2 protein-coding genes are annotated in these 1797 nt (G+C 37.8%); both read right to left on the reverse strand.

Annotated elements, in window-relative coordinates; genetic code table 11:
* Positions 1-811 (reverse strand): diguanylate cyclase domain-containing protein (locus tag H5072_RS18470; RefSeq protein WP_182694391.1); only part of this gene is annotated, 811 nt, incomplete at its 3' end.
* On the reverse strand, positions 795-1797 hold a 1003-nt coding region (locus H5072_RS18475; protein ID WP_182694392.1), incomplete at its 5' end, for a response regulator. The genes H5072_RS18470 and H5072_RS18475, both read right to left, overlap by 17 nt.

A 1797-nucleotide genomic window follows, 5' to 3' on the forward strand; every position in this document is an offset into this window, starting at 1 on the left:
CTTTACCACTTTGTGTAGTGGCAATACCTATACTTATAGTGATGTGGTCTGCATTTAATGAAGCTTTATGTTCTATATTCAAAGCGTTTACAGCATTGCGTAATTTATTAGCAAACTCCATAGCTTCATGCTTATCAATTCCTGGTAGCACAGCAGCAAATTCTTCTCCGCCATAACGAGCAATAAAGTCACTGCCACGTTCACATTGAGCTGCAAGTGCTTGCGCAACATTCTTTAAACACTCATCGCCAGCACGGTGTCCGTAGCAATCGTTGTAACGTTTAAAGTGGTCTATATCCATAAGTAACACCGATAGCGGTGTTCCACTTCGCTTGCTGCGGCGCCATTCTCGAGATAAGTTTTCATCAAGGTAGCGTCTATTTGGTATTTCAGTTAAGCCATCTATCGAAGCTAGCATTTCTAGCAAATCATTTTTTTGCTTTATGAGGAGTTGGTTGCGCACTCTAACGCGAACAATAGAAGGGCTAAATGGCTTGGTTATGTAGTCCATTGCACCGAGCTCTAAGCCCTTTGCTTCATCATCATGGCTACGATTGGCTGATATAAATATAATAGGAATAGACTGAGTTATTGGGTTTTCTTTAAGCTCCACAAGTACTTGATAGCCGTCAATTCCAGGCATAATTACATCAAGGATTATTAAATCAACTTGCGCTGTTTTTACAAAGGTCAGTGCTTTTTCACCACTTTCAACTAAGAACACGTCGTGTTCTGCTTTAAGTGTTTTTTCAAGTACTAATCTGTTGATTGGATCATCATCCACAATAAGTACTTTAGCTCTTTTCGACATCCCTAACCCCTAGCCCTTTTATAAAAACAATTACCTGTTCTAGCTGTATGATAAGCTCTTGTAGTGTAATCTCAATAGGCTTATTAGTTGTTTTAAGCGTTCTTTCACACAATAAAGCACAATGTGATAATCGTCTAAAACCTAAATTACCTGCAACACCCTTGATACTATGCACTAAACGTACCAAATCATCCTTATTGGTTGTTTCTTCTAGTTGCGATAGCTGGGTTTCACACAAGCTAGCAAACTTATCAATCATCGTATTAAGTAGTTTTTCATCCATACTAAACTGCGTTAAAGCAAATGATTTTTCAAAAAAGCTTGGTTTAACTAAGTTTAAATCAGCAATTGCATCAATAAGTACTTTAGCAACAACCGGTTTAGTTAAATGTTTATTCATGCCGCACTTTAAAGAACGTTCTACATCAGCAGGTTCACAATGAGCCGTTAAAGCAAAAATAGGCAGTTGCTTTGCGTCAAACTGTTGACGAATCAAAGCGGTTGCTTGACAGCCATCTATTTTCGGCATTTGCACATCCATCAATATTAAGTCAGGCTTCAAAACTTGCAATAATTCCATACCAATTGATGCGCTTAAAGCCGTAACAACATTTACGTTTGCTTGGCGCAGAACACTGCTAATTATTTCTAAGTTAAGCTGATTATCATCAATTGCTAATACAAGTAGACCCGATATATCAGCTTTACTTTCAGTTGCACTGTGTACTGCGGCACTTGTATTAACTATAGGCTTTTGCTGAGAGTTCAAACTAAATAGCCTTTGCCCTAATGCCGATGCTTTAACGTGATGCGCAGCTAAGTGCTCGCTTGTCGGTAAATTAAGTGTGTGCTGATGATTAATAATAATTACCGATGTTTCTTTAGCTGATAACGAATCATTAATCGCTTCAACATTTAAAAGTGCAGGTAAGTCAGCTGCATCAATTATTATTTTTTGAGTATTAGAGAGCTTAATTGGGTATTTT

Origin of the sequence: Pseudoalteromonas sp. SR45-5, from assembly GCF_014163565.1 — a bacterium.
In the GTDB taxonomy this organism is placed as follows: domain Bacteria; phylum Pseudomonadota; class Gammaproteobacteria; order Enterobacterales; family Alteromonadaceae; genus Pseudoalteromonas; species Pseudoalteromonas distincta.